The 13,350-nt window shown below is 35.3% G+C and carries 12 protein-coding genes; 2 read left to right on the forward strand and 10 right to left on the reverse strand.

Annotated elements, in window-relative coordinates; translation table 11 throughout:
* Positions 1-173: 173 nt before the first annotated feature.
* The 8 genes from AC0L8O_RS14815 to AC0L8O_RS14850 all read right to left on the reverse strand — a co-directional run bounded on the left by AC0L8O_RS14815 (position 174) and on the right by AC0L8O_RS14850 (position 8,232).
* A complete protein-coding gene (locus AC0L8O_RS14815; protein ID WP_473443362.1) occupies positions 174-1,166 on the reverse strand; it encodes a S8 family peptidase in 993 nt (330 codons plus the stop codon).
* A gap of 189 nt (positions 1,167-1,355) precedes the next feature.
* Positions 1,356-1,763 (reverse strand): VOC family protein, encoded by a 408-nt coding sequence (locus AC0L8O_RS14820; protein WP_473443363.1) that lies wholly within the window; start codon positions 1,761-1,763, stop codon positions 1,356-1,358.
* Between the two features lie 14 nt (positions 1,764-1,777).
* Positions 1,778-2,167, reverse strand: a complete 390-nt coding sequence (locus AC0L8O_RS14825; RefSeq protein WP_473443365.1) for a DUF2500 domain-containing protein — start codon at positions 2,165-2,167, stop codon at positions 1,778-1,780.
* Between the two features lie 116 nt (positions 2,168-2,283).
* Entirely contained in the window at positions 2,284-3,606 is a 1,323-nt protein-coding gene (melA, locus tag AC0L8O_RS14830) for an alpha-galactosidase (RefSeq protein WP_473443367.1), read from the reverse strand.
* A 48-nt stretch (positions 3,607-3,654) separates the two neighbouring features.
* Entirely contained in the window at positions 3,655-4,542 is an 888-nt protein-coding gene (locus tag AC0L8O_RS14835; protein ID WP_051475672.1) for a carbohydrate ABC transporter permease, read from the reverse strand.
* Positions 4,529-5,404, reverse strand: a complete 876-nt coding sequence (locus tag AC0L8O_RS14840) for a carbohydrate ABC transporter permease (protein WP_473443369.1) — start codon at positions 5,402-5,404, stop codon at positions 4,529-4,531. Before AC0L8O_RS14840 ends, AC0L8O_RS14835 begins: the two co-directional genes overlap by 14 nt.
* Positions 5,405-5,484: 80 nt before the next feature.
* Positions 5,485-6,813: an ABC transporter substrate-binding protein gene (locus AC0L8O_RS14845; RefSeq protein WP_473443371.1), complete on the reverse strand. Its 1,329-nt coding sequence runs from the start codon at positions 6,811-6,813 to the stop codon at positions 5,485-5,487.
* Between the two features lie 360 nt (positions 6,814-7,173).
* Positions 7,174-8,232: a LacI family DNA-binding transcriptional regulator gene (locus tag AC0L8O_RS14850; protein WP_473443373.1), complete on the reverse strand. Its 1,059-nt coding sequence runs from the start codon at positions 8,230-8,232 to the stop codon at positions 7,174-7,176.
* Positions 8,233-8,576: 344 nt separating this feature from the next.
* Here AC0L8O_RS14850 and AC0L8O_RS14855 point away from each other — a divergent pair, with 344 nt between their 5' ends.
* Both AC0L8O_RS14855 and AC0L8O_RS14860 read left to right on the forward strand, forming a co-directional pair.
* Positions 8,577-9,029 (forward strand): YndM family protein, encoded by a 453-nt coding sequence (locus AC0L8O_RS14855; protein ID WP_473443374.1) that lies wholly within the window; start codon positions 8,577-8,579, stop codon positions 9,027-9,029.
* Positions 9,030-9,201: 172 nt separating this feature from the next.
* Complete coding sequence (locus tag AC0L8O_RS14860) at positions 9,202-10,047, forward strand: DUF4097 family beta strand repeat-containing protein (RefSeq protein WP_473443376.1); 846 nt, start codon at positions 9,202-9,204, stop codon at positions 10,045-10,047.
* Positions 10,048-10,094: 47 nt separating this feature from the next.
* On the opposite strand, the gene AC0L8O_RS14865 is transcribed toward AC0L8O_RS14860, so the two are convergent.
* Together AC0L8O_RS14865 and AC0L8O_RS14870 are read right to left on the reverse strand one after the other, a co-directional pair.
* Entirely contained in the window at positions 10,095-12,614 is a 2,520-nt protein-coding gene (locus tag AC0L8O_RS14865) for a DEAD/DEAH box helicase (protein ID WP_473443378.1), read from the reverse strand.
* Between the two features lie 182 nt (positions 12,615-12,796).
* Positions 12,797-13,300 carry a hypothetical protein gene (locus AC0L8O_RS14870; protein WP_473443381.1) on the reverse strand — a complete coding sequence of 168 codons (504 nt, stop codon included), beginning with the start codon at positions 13,298-13,300 and terminating at the stop codon, positions 12,797-12,799.
* Positions 13,301-13,350: the final 50 nt, after the last annotated feature.

The raw sequence follows: 13,350 nt of genomic DNA on the forward strand, positions 1-13,350 counted from the left end.
TATTTTTAAAGGCAATTTTCGCAAACTTTGTTGTTTTTTATTATGAGTTAAAGGTAATAATTAGTTCGTTCCATTGCGCTTTTAGACACTATGTGAAAATAGCCTAATAAAAAAAGCCCACACTTTAGAGTTTCATAAGGCTCTACGATGTGGGCTAATTGATGTAAAACCATTTACTTGTGTTGCAGGGGTATATTCAATCGTGCGACATTAATAATTTCATAAATTTTATCTACCAAGTTAAGGACAAGAAAACCATTACCTTCTGAACTTTTTCTATAGCCTAATGGCAATGTTCTTCTAACGAGTTGAGCATATATTTCTGATTCTATCAGTGATCGATTAAACTCTCTTTCACTTAAATTAATAAGTAAAGCGATGGCTCCCGCTACATGTGGGGTAGCCATTGAAGTGCCGGATAGAGATGCGTATTTATTATCCGGATATGTTGACACGACATCCACACCAGGTGCCACTAAATCTACTTCTGAATTTGTGTTTGTAAATGGTGCAAGCTCTAAATTATGACTCACTGCACCTACCTGAATAACCTCGTTATAACTTCCGGGATAAGAATACTCAAATGTATCTTCTCTGTCGTCTCCCTCATTTCCTGCTGCAACTACGACAGATATACCGTGATCTACCGCATTTTTTACCGCTTTATGAAGCTCAGGAACATCTTCAGGACCACCAAGTGACATAGAAATAACCCGAACTCGTTGGTTTTGAGGTCCCCGCCAATCAACAGCATAGTTAATTGCATTTATAATCCATTCATAATTACCCGATCCTTCACCAGATAACACTTTTAAACTTAATATTTCCGCCTTTGGTGCTACTCCTACAACACCATCATTATTTAAAGAAGCAGCTATTGTACCAGAAACATGTGTACCATGACCATTATTGTCTTCAAACATGTCTGGATCGCCATTAAAATCAGTTGTAAAATTTCTTCCACCAATAATTTGATTCTTAAGATCGGGATGGTCTTTATCAACACCAGTATCAATAACAGCTACTACAATACCTTCTCCTTGGTTGCTATCCTCCCAAATCTCAGGAGCCTGAATTAAGCTAACGCCCTTCGGAGTTTCATTTGTTTGATCCACAATTGAATTGATTGTAAAAGGAACTAATTTAACTTGTGGTGTTTGAGCCATTTTTTTCCTCCTCATTTAGTGAAATTTAAAACTGACCTACTTTATATATACTAAATTCCGGATATGATTTAAATGGAAATAGTGGAAATTTATATTTTTGATAGAAATGACTCATACCCATTTGAATAGAATAAGTAGATTGGCACGAATAAAATAGAGGACATATAACTAGCTCTTTTAATAACTTCTTTATAAAGGTTGACGATCTTTCAATGTTTCTTGATCAACATTAAATTCAATTAAATTGTGATCAGGATCCACGCAAAATATTTGTGCAAATCCGCTTGTACTATTAGGTTTTTCCTTTATTTCTATACCAACTCCTTTTAAGTAATGTAAAGTTTTCTTATAATCTTTTACTCTAATAGCAAAATGTCCATCTCTTGAGTCAATTTCATCAGTATTGCGAATTGTTGTGGACCTATTATGTACAATTAAGTGCAACTGTTGATCTCCAATTTGATACCATGCCCCCGGAAAATCAAAAGGTGGCCTCTTTAATTCCTTAAATCCTAAAAGTGTCCCGTAAAAGTGTTTAGCTTTTTGCAAATCTGTTACAGATAGACTAACATGATGAATACTTTCTACTTTGATCATAAATCCAACTCCTTTTATAATGTTTCATCTTCTACTTGTTGTTTCCGTTCAAACCCTAAAAATCTGGTACCTTGAAAAGTCAAGATTCCAACATCGCCTTCAGCAAGATATCCGTATTCCTTGCCTGACATTTTTAATTCTGAACGGTCACCACTGGAAAACTCAAATGTTACAAAATATGAAGTACTTGAATGACCTTCTTGACCTACTCTTCTTACATGTGTACGCTTAGTCTTTACTTCAGCAGGAACAGATAAGCGGGGTGATTGCTCATTTTTCTTCCATTGACCAACTCCCTTAAACACTGTAAACAGAATACTTCCAAACACAATAATAAAAATAATACCAATGAATATTGGAACAATTTGAAATAAAACATCACCGGAATAATATGGATCTCCCATCAATTCCCCTCCTTTCTTTATATTATACGAAACTACTGAATAGAAAGTTTCAATACAATTTGGAATGCGAAAAAAGCGACCAACTTCTATTCTAAATAGAATTAGTCGCTTTTTCTTTATTTTACTATTGCCTTTTGATTCGCAAACTGCGGCAACCAATCCCCATGAGCTTCAATTAAGTCATCACACATTGCAATAATATCATCCATTGAAAGTTCTGCAGCTGTATGCGGATCAAGGAGGGCAGCCTGGTAAACCGTTTCTCGTTTTCCTGTCATCGCTGCTTCAATTGTTAAGAGCTGTGTATTAATATTTGTTCTGTTAAGTGCTGCTAATTGCTCTGGCAGATCTCCAACATAGGTTGGCATAATACCACTCCGATCAACCACACAAGGTACTTCAACACATGCATTTGCAGGTAAGTTGCTGATAAGACGGCCGGTATTTAGAACATTGCCACCAAACTTAAAGGGAATGTTCGTTTCCATTGCTTCTATTATACGAGAGCCATATTCATGTGATCGTGCATGAGTAAGCTGGCTATTGTTTACCATATCTTCTCGCATCGTTTCCCATCTTTCGATTTGTTCAACACAACGACGAGGATATTCATCCAATGGAATATTGAATCGGTCAATTAACTCCGGATAGTTACTCTTAATAAAGTAAGGGTGATATTCCGCATTATGCTCAGAAGATTCCGTTACATAGTAACCGAATTTATCCATCAACTCATAACGGACCATATCATGATGTTTTGTTTTCTGTCTTTCTTTTGCACGACGCTTAATTTCCGGATAGAGGTCCTTGCCGTCACGCTTCACTTCAAGAAGCCATGCCATGTGATTTATACCCGCTATTTTTTCTTCAATTCCTTCATGATCCATCCCTAAATCTTTGAATAGATGTTCGGTACATACTTGTACACTGTGGCACAAACCTACTGTTTTAATATTTGTAAAGCGGAGCATTGCGCCTGTTAACGCTGCCATAGGATTTGTATAATTTAGAAATAAGGCATCAGGGCAAACTTCTTCCATATCTTTCGCAAAATCCAACATAACAGGTATCGTCCGTAATGATCTAAAAATACCTCCAATTCCTATCGTATCTGCAATTGTTTGGCGTAACCCATATTTCTTAGGTATGTCAAAATCGATGACAGTACTCGGCTTATACCCGCCTACCTGAATCGCATTAATCACATACTTTGCCCCTCTTAATGCTTCCTTTCGATCAGTATATGATTTGATCGTAATATTACTCTTGTAATTTTGTTTTAAGTTATTAAGCATATTCTCCGAATCTCTTAAACGCTGTTCATCAATATCAAACAATGCAAATTCAAATCCTGCTAAAGCAGGAACAAACATACAATCTCCTAATACATTTTTAGCAAATACTGTACTACCTGCACCTATAAAAGTTATTTTCGACATTCTTCCTCATCCCTTCTACAATATAAATATTCCATTCAATATAACTAGCTAGCTCTTTGAACCTGTTAATGCAATACCTTCAATAATTTGCCTTTGAGCAAAGATGTATACTAAAATTACTGGTATAACGGAAATGGTTGTTCCTGCCATCATCAGTGACCAATCTGTAAAGTAAAGACCCTTAAATGTATTTAATAGTAAAGGAACAGTAAATTTTTCAGGTGATGATAAATAAATGAGAGGCTCTAAGAAACCATTCCAAATTCCCATGAACGCAAAGATACCAAATGCCGCTAAAGCCGGTCGAATTAAAGGCAGGATTACACTCCAGTAAATTCTAAGAGGGTTCGCCCCATCAATAACTGCTGCTTCTTCTAATTCATTTGGAATTCCTTTAATAAATTGCCTTAATAAAAACACACCGAATGCGTTAAACAAACCGGAAGGTACAATTAGTGACAAGTGAGTATCAATCCATCCCAGGTTATCCATGATGATGTAAAGAGGGACCATTGTTACTTGCTTCGGAATCATCATAGTTGCTAAAAACAAGATGAATAAAAGATTTGAGCCCCGGAATCGAATTTTCGCAAAAGCATAGGCGGCCATTGAACACGTTAATAAGTTTAATACAACCACAATGAAGGTAATATAAAAACTATTAAAGTACGCGACATCAAAAGGCATTGCTGTAAGAGAGTTAGGATAGTTTTGAAATGTTACTGGATCCGGCAACCATTTTGGAGGTATAAGAAAAATCTGTGACATATCCTTCAAGGAACTACTAACTGTCCATAAAAATGGAGCAACCATCAAAAATGAGCCAATAATTAATACAACATGGAGTAAAACTTTTGTTGGCTTTATTCGTTTCCCAATACTTAATGATACATTCTGATTAGGTACAGTTTTCGTTTGAACATCATTGATCTTCATAATGAACCCACCTCTTTGACATCTTGAACTGGAATAGTGTAAACATTAAGATAATGACGAATAAAATCATTGCAGCAGCAGAGCTTACTCCCATATTAAAATCAACAAACGCCGCTTCGTAAATGTGATACACGAATGTATAGCTTGATTTTGCCGGTCCTCCACTCGTCATGACATATGCTTGGTCAAACACCTGAAAGGATGAAATGATTGCCATGATTGTAATAAAGAAAGTCGTTGGAGATAATAAAGGCAATGTAATATGACGGAACTTCTGCCAATTTGACGCACCGTCAATATCAGCTGCTTCATAATATGAGCGTGAAATTCCCTGCAGACCTGCTAAAAAGATAACCATATTGTAGCCTAAGCCCCACCAAATACTTAGCATAGCAATAGATGGCATAACCCATTTTGTATCTGTTAGCCACATCGGACCATTCAAACCAACATTCGCAAGAACTTGGTTTAAGATTCCGAAATCACCGTTTAAGATCCACATCCAAATGACACCGATTGATACAGAACTAGTGACCACAGGCATAAAGAAAAATAAACGATAAAAGTTTTTCCCTTTAATCTTATTAAGTGCTATAGCTACCATAAGGGAAATAGCGATTTGAACAGGTATAACCAACACCGTGTAATAAGCTGTGTTCATAAGTGCTTTCCAAAAATCAGGATTTGTAAATTGATCCTTATAGTTTGCTAGACCAATAAATTCTTTTGCTCCGAATCCATCCCATTTCATAAAGCTTAAAGATAATGTAAAAAGAACTGGTATTAATGAGAATGCAAGTAGTCCAATTAATTGAGGAGTTAGGAAGATAAATCCCCACAGATTTTGCTGACGACTATTCAATGTTTTCACCTTCTTCTGCTAAAATGGAAGGGGAAGATAGGAAATGCACATAACACTATCTTCGCCCTTTTCTGAATTAGTTACTCACCTTTGTGCTCAGCGATCATTGCTTTTGCTTTTTCTGCGTATTTTCCAATCGTTGTCTCAGCATCGTCTTTTCCAAGATACAATAAGTCCATGATGTCATTAGCCTCTTTATCCAATCCAGGAATAGTTGATTGGATTGCGTTTGCAAAACCTTGTTCACGCGCTTGAATAATATAGTCAACATGTTCAGGAACCTTGGAATCTGTTACAATTTCATCAATACCCCCAATTGATGGAATAGCATTTCCAATTCCAGCTAAACGAGCTTCTTGTCCTAATGTAGACGTGTAGTAGGATGCAAATTTTTGAGCTGCTTCTTTATTCTTTGAATCATTGTTTACAGCCATATATGCTGTTGGGATAGCAACTGGCTCTGTTTTATTTTCAGTATTTGAAGGCCAAGAAATGTAATCCCATTCTAATGCTTTATTTTCATGGAATAATGGGGTAAACCATCTACCGGCACTTACCATACCTACTTGACCTGACATAAACATTGCCTCAGCTCCCTGACCCTTAGGCAAAGAACCGGAATAAGTAAAGTTCTCATCCTTCATCATTTTCTCAAGGAATTTCATTGCCTCAATTCCTTTATCATTTTGGTCTAGGATAAAATCGCCAGTCTCTTTATTATAAACATCTCCTCCATTTGCCCAAATCCAGCTGAAAAGGGTATTCCAAGAGTTATCTACAATAAAACCATATTTACCGCCATCACGTAATTGATCTGTTACTTCTTCCATCGCAGCAAAGTTCCATTCACCAGCATCAAAATATTCCTGTGGAGATTTAATCCCAAGTTCAGCGAATAATTTTTTATTGTAGTAAAGTAACATAGGGTTACAATCCACTGTTATACCATAGATCTCATCATCTTTTTTTGCAGCACCCCATAGTCCTTCTGCAAACTCATCAGGTTTTGCATAACTTTCAGAGCTATTCATGAATTCACTTAAAGGAGCGAGCTTTCCTGTTTCCACCAGTTTAGAAATATCTCCATCACCTACATAGAATATGTCAGGAGCCTGGCTGCCTTGAAGTTGTGTTTGAAGCTTTTGGATATAACCATCACTAGGAATCGGAACAAGCTTCACCTGTATATTAGGATTTTCTTTATTAAATCCATCCACTGCTCGTTGGTATACTTTTATTTCAGCTGGATTCCCCCATGCAGAAAATGTTAAATTAATCTTTTCACCAGATCCCGAACTTCCTGAATCACTGGAATTTGATGAACTTGAACTTGAATTACTACATGCTTGTAAGGCAGGAATCATGATAAGCAAAACGGCAAACAATAAAAATGCTAACTTCTTTTTCATTACATTTACCCCCATTTTCTTAGTGAATGAAATCCTTTTGTTATGCTGATTGAAAACCTTGTTATTCACCTGGTAAACATGTCTATGTAGAACATCACCCCCTTAAAATCAACAAGTACGTCTCCAACATGTATCTTCCTCACATCCATTGCAAAGACGATTAAGCAAACGCTTTCATTCATCCTCCTACAAATCGTAATGAATATTCTTGCAGTAAATCTGGATTTTGAAATCAGATTTACCGAATACATGATCCATTTTTTAGAAATTCGCTATTTTTTTTGAACAAACGTTTTCTTTTTTAGCGAAACGAGAATATATGAATATAGCAATCTAAGCAATATCTATTATTCACTATATCTACAAAGAAGATCTCTTTATTCTTTGCTTCCATCCGCAACTTTCACGGATGATTAGTTTAGTTGGAAAAATCGCTTTTATAGGAATACCCCTGCCTTCAAAGCGATCTAACAGAAGTTGAACTCCAAGCTTTCCCATTTGTTCTGTATAAATTTTTACTGATGTTAATGGCGGGCTTGCAAACTTCGCAAATTCAACATCATTCAAACTAACAATTGCGATATCTTCAGGTATGCGGAGATTTTCTTCACATATAGCACGTATAGCTCCCATTGCCATAGAGTCACTTGCAACAAAGAATGCCTCTGGAAGATCATGCAATTGTAACGCAGTTTTCATTAACTCATATCCTTGCTTCATTGAATACTCACCTAAAAACACATATTCCTTTTGAAATAACCCTTGTTCTTTAAGTGAATCTTCAAAGGTTTCTTGACGAACGCCTTTAATTACCTGTTTTTTCCCTGTCATGGATTCTCGTTCTACTCCACCAAGAAACCCTATTTTTTTATATCCCAATTTCACTAAATGTTTCACTGCCTCACAGGTTGCCTTTTTGAAGTCTACTAAAATAGAATCAAAATCATTTTCGTTTAACGAATAATTTACAAAAACAATATGCTCTACGTAATTTTTAATTTTATTTAACTGCAAAAGATCCATACCTGAAAGAACAATCAATCCATCTAGTTCATTATTTAGGGATGCTTGCTGAATATCTTTTACTCTCATCAATCTTGTTAGGAAGAGTCCGCGTAACATGCATTCATTTTCAATAGCCCTTCTAATGGAAGCAAAATAAGGATCGTCAATACCATCAACAATTTCTTCATCTGTACATGACATAAAGATGCCAATTTTCTGTTGAGCAGCTCTCTTTACTCTTTGTTTTTCGGTTTTTCTTATTTTTAATGCAGTGTAGCCAAGTTCCTTTGAAATTTTTAAAATTCGATCCCTAGTCGTATCAAGTACGGTAAGGGTAGGGTCATTGTTCAATACCCTCGATACTGTTGAACTAGATACATTCGCAAGTGTTGCAATGTCTTTGATCGTCGCCATAAACAATTACCTCACTACACTTAATTTAGTAAATAAACTATGTTTGCCATTTTTTTATTTCACTAAATATTTACTTGATAATTCGAGATTACCAAACTTTTAAAGCGCTTTCAATACTTTTTTTAGAAAATAATCTATTTTATTTTCGTCATCATTCGTCAAAAATACTTTAATTTCATTATTTTCCAACTTAATACTTATCTAATTCATTTTTTTAGTAAACCAAAAGTAATGTTTACAGTAATTATAGAATTCGTTTTCGATCATCCTCTCATAATTTTCTTTTTCCATCGTATGACCAAGTGTTATTTGATAAAAACTAATGGTCAAGGAGGGATTAAAACATGAATCAACCACTTTTACTTTTCATAAAATTCATCACCTGTTTGATTGCTTTTGGTATAGGACTGGATCTTTTTTTCAATGCAAATTTTGTCGATATTTTATCATTCAGCCTATTCGTTACTTTCGCCTCATATGTTGTAGGTGAATTGGTCATTTTACCTCAACTAGGAAGAAGGGCTGCAGCGGTTTCGGATTTTTTGCTTAGTTACTTAAGTGTGTGGATTTTTGGAAGTATTTTATTTGAAAACTATCTTCAAATTGCATGGGGAAGTATTATTTCTGCTATTATCATCACCGGAGCAGAAATAGTTATTCATCTTATGGTACAAAGTCGAAATGAACATCCAACCTATAAAAGCAAAAGGAATTCTATTATGAATACAAATTTAGCTTATGGAACAGAAATTTCTGAAGAAGAAAATATTAAAGATGTTACTAAAACAAAAAAGTAGCACAATATACCGCATAAGGACAGTTTTTTAAAACTGTCCTTAATTACTGTCTTCTCCCGTAAGTCTCAAGACTTAGATAAAATAAAGCTTGAGTTCATTGTCGCGATCCTTCTTTTTCTATAAGATAAAAGTAATTACATGAGCGCTATATGCGACGAAGAAAGAAGGGTTTATGATGAAAAAACTGTTTTTACTTTTATTTTTTATTGGGGGCTTGCTATTAATTGTCAAGACAAATACTTCATGGTTTGTCTTTGGCGAAAATAAATCTTCTGCTGAAGTCACCAGCAATACGGAGAAAATTGAATTAGATGTTTCAGGTGCAAGTACAACAATTATTCCGAAAAATACAGATGAAGTTCGTGCTGAAATAAAAGGAAATGGAAAAGTAAATGTCAAAAATAACGGGGATACAATTCTTGTTGAATCTGAAACAAAACGCTGGTTTAACGTATTTTCATTCTTTAATAAAAGAGAAATCACCATATATATCCCAGATGATTTTACTCGGGAACTTTTAATTGATAGCGGCTCAGGTAACATCGTATTTGACGGTGAATCAATGACCCTTGAAGATTTAACAGTTGACATGAGCTCCGGAAACGTAAAATTAAGTCAATTATCCACTAAAAATTTTATACTTGATGGTTCATCAGGCAATGTTTCGATTTCTTCCCTGACAACTGATGAAAGTACGTTTGATATGAGCTCCGGAAACCTGACAATTAAAGATCATACCGGAAAGGTTATGGCTGATTTATCCTCCGGAAAGATAGATTTACAAATGAAAAAGGTAACCGATTCTCTTGATATCAAATTAAATTCTGGATTTGGCACGGTAGACTTGCCATCAGATGCGGATTTTACTCTCCGAGGAGAAGCAGGCAGCGGTATTATTACATCTAATCTAACGTTAAAAGAACTTCAAAAAGATAAAAATATTATTTATGGTATTTCAGGCTCAGGAAAGCATGATGTAAAGATAGATGTCTCAAGTGGAAAAGTTGAAATTAAATAAATGACTAAAGCTCACCGATTAATCTTTCGATGAGCTTTTTTTCATATTTAGAACTGGTTATACCTCATCTTCCTTTTTTCCTTTCTTTTTTGTCTCTCAAAATGACACTCATTGCAAACATCAAATTTAAATTTATTAGCCAGTGTTTTTCCACATACCTTACAAGCTTTCCGTGTCATTTGCACACCCGATTTTAACTGTTCATGGATTTTGTCACTAATTTCTTCCCTTATTCTTTCCCAATAATGGGCTTCAGTATTTCTGCCTAATTTGTATAAAAATAATAAATGAAGACCCACCGATTTATATGATAATTCAAGTTCTTCAAGTCCTGCTTCTTTAATTAGCGGATCGGGTAGTTCTTCCCCCTCAACAATAGCCTCTAGCTTTTGCTTCCACTGATTTCGTAAAGTTGGTTCATTCGTTGAAAAAGGCAAATGCAAAAAGCCGTATAAATCAGCCATCGAGAGTTTTGCTTCAATCATTGTATCTTCAATCATTTCATACAAAAGCTTTTCCTCTGCCAGTGAGGCTTTTTTTGTACCTTTAGGGCTTTTAAACTGTTCCCATAAGTAAAAAAACAATCCTAGTTTACGGGAATATTTCTGAAATCGCTCAAGCACTCCTGTTGTTGGAGCAATGGCAAACCCTTGAAGGGGTTCATCCTGTTGGTCAAGTAGCCTTGCCATTGACTTGGGATTGTGTACAAATGCTACTTTGCCAATGTCATATAGTCCTCTTCGACCAGCCCTGCCTGCGATTTGTTTGACTTCTTGTGATGTTAACCATCTTCTTCTTGTTCCATCAAATTTGTCATTTTCTAAAAAAACAATTCTTCTTATCGGTAAATTTAACCCCATTCCGATCGCATCTGTTGCTACTATAACAGTTGCTTCACCACTAATAAAACGTGCCATTTGTTTCTTTCTTGTTTCAGGCGGCATACTCCCATAAATCATGCTCACTTTACGACCAGTTCTTTGTAGCTCTGCAGCAGTTTCAAGAACTCTTTTTCTGGAAAAACAAACAAGGGCATCACCTTTTCGGGTCTGATTTAATCGGAACAGCTGCGGTTCTACCTCTAAAGGGACCTCTCTACTATATTCATGGATCGTAATATTCGAATCCCCCAAAAGCTGAAATATCATATGTCTTGCATTAAAGCTGCAAATAATATGAACTTCTTTTGCATTTGCTTTCGTTATGGCTTTATACCAGGAAAATCCTCTATCTTTATCTGCAATCATTTGAGACTCATCTATTACGACAACTTCATGAAAGTCTTTCTCATAGAACATTTCAACAGTACAAGCAACATGATTAGCACCTGCTACCAGTTTTTCTTCTTCACCTGTTTTTAATGAGCAAGGGACACCTTCGTGATTTAACTTTTCATAAATCTCCAGGGCAAGCAATCGAAGTGGAGCCAAATAAATACCACTACCAGCTTCTTTCATACGTTGAATGGCATGAAATGTTTTTCCTGTATTCGTTTCCCCAATATGCAATACATATTCTATATTCCGTCCACCCGGAGGATTGTATTCCCGTCCGAAAACATCCTCTACCATTCGGGCTTCCTCTTCTTTACGACGCTTGATTTCCTCAAGCTCTGCAACTATTTTCCGCTCTCTTTCTGAAATATCTGTTTCATAAATCTTTTTATGTGTTTCAAGATCGAACGGTGTATCTATAAGTTTTATTAAATCTGTGACAAATTCCTCAAGCAGGTCAGCAAAAAACTCATTAGCTAAGTCCAAAAATAAATCATATGCAATTTCTTTTATAAAATAATCTGGTGATTTTTCATGAAATGCTTCATGATATTCATCAAAAAGATGGGAAGAAAGTCGATCCTTAATCCAATTAGGACCAAAATCAAATAAATATCCAGATATTAACCTTTCATACATCTCAGTCATATCTTCTTCATATTGATATTTGTTATATGCAAAATGGGCTTCGTCATATAAATAATCAGAAAAAGTCATTTCTCCCGTAGGAAGGACAACACCCTGTTGTTCAACTTCAATGGCAAGATGTGATCCAATTAAGTATCGAATATATAAATAGAGATCTTCATAATGGTCTCCAAGTAATTCTTCCATGTAGAACTCAAATTTCTGCATGAGCTTTCGTGTCTTCTCACGATGTTCCTGCATCTTAACTCGAGCCTCGTACAGTTCCTTTGATTTGTTATATTTTTCACTCCATACCTCTTCTTTGCCCATAAACATTTCTTCAAGCCAGTCCAACACATGAAAAGGAGTTACATTTCGTATTTCACTACGAAACATTTGATTAACCAGCTTTTTACTAACTCCTTCAAGGTCATAGTTATTATCCAACAGATATTGTCTTTTTACTGTATTTGATGCATGGCTTGTGGCAGCATTTAAAAATGAATTTAGCCATATCTGATCAATATATTCTCCTCTTTCTCTTACATATTGTTCATAAGTTGGCACAATTTCTTTTCCTTCAAAATATCGATCTATATCTTCTAAAACCTTTGACTTTGTCCGGTCAATGGCTAACATATAATATTCTTCTAGTAAGTCACTCATGTACGCACTCCTTTTCACAATGGGTATACCTTAGTGTTTATTATTTATATGTAAACATGTATCTTTCATTGTAGTTCATGTGAAGTAGGATGTGTTAATGTTATGAATCGAAAAATAGAGCTGATGTCAGCTCTATGAAGTAATTCGTGTACTATTAAGACAAATTGACGAAATTGATCTATTTAACCTTCACTTGAATCGTTGTTACTCATTTCAGCTTCGTCTTTTCTTACAAAATATTCTTCCTTTATAAACTGGAATCCATACAGTAGCACTGCTTTAAACATAAAGATAAGCATTAATCTCACCCTTGATAACCGTACTAATGAACCAACTCCCAATTTCTGAAAAAAGTTAAGTAATGGATAAGAAAAGAAAGCATCAATTAAAAGGTTAAGTAACATATATAGATAGAATTTTCCATATGTAAATCTTAATATCCATAAAGAGCCAACAATAAATGGCCCCCACAAAACCGGTGTTTCCCCTCTCAATCTTGGGTGAAGCTTATCATAAATCCACCACCACCGTCTTTTTTCAGCAAGATAACTTTCTAATCTCACGACGAGTGAAATAAAAATACTTGCGGGTAAAAATCGTTTAAAAGTCCTTCTATCCATAAATGGAATAGTAAACCATGGCAAAATCATCATGATTAATAGTAATACCTTCGAATGTTTCAGCAATTTTCTATAACCTCCTTAATCAGAGAGTTTCTATTAAAGAATTGGGTACC

This window comes from Metabacillus sp. KJ11-3 (assembly GCF_055808295.1).